The sequence below is a fragment of the Streptococcus mitis genome (genome assembly GCF_003942685.1).
Taxonomy (GTDB): domain Bacteria; phylum Bacillota; class Bacilli; order Lactobacillales; family Streptococcaceae; genus Streptococcus; species Streptococcus mitis_CD.
Map to the genome: position 1 here is coordinate 1 of NZ_RJNR01000053.1, position 519 is coordinate 519.

Here is a 519-nt window from a genome sequence, read left to right on the forward strand (position 1 = left end):
TCCCTTGCTGTAGCTAAGGCATTCGCCTTATAGTCTGCTTGCAAATGATTGATAGCATATTGTGCAGTGTCACTATTAAAACCTTCAAAAATTAACATCCTATAAATTCTTTTTTTTGACAAATGAATCCTATTATAAGCTTGTGCTTCCTTTAAAGCTGCTGAGTATGGATTCCCGTTTGCCGGTTTTGGTTGCCGCACACCATCGTATCCTACATAGTAACGGCCACCATCTACCCATTTGCCCCTAGCCATTTCACCATCTGATCCAACATAGTAACGGCCACCATCTACCCATTCATTCTTGGCCATCTTTCCATCCGATTTATAATAATAAGCTCCTACCCATTTATTGCGAGGATAGCTGCCTTCTGATGGTAGATTAAGTTTTTGAATAGCATAGTTGGCTTCTTCTTTGGTAAAGCTACCATCATACGGAGAGGTCAGCTTTCTATATAATTCTGATCTAGATGAACTACCATATTTTCTATAATCCCTTGCTGTAGCTAAGGCATTCGCC

At 40.1% G+C, this 519-nt stretch carries 1 protein-coding gene; it reads right to left on the reverse strand.

The window, feature by feature from the left end; all coding sequences use genetic code 11:
• Nucleotides 1-519 (reverse strand): Ltp family lipoprotein (locus D8855_RS10475; protein ID WP_185757601.1); only part of this gene is annotated, 519 nt, incomplete at both ends.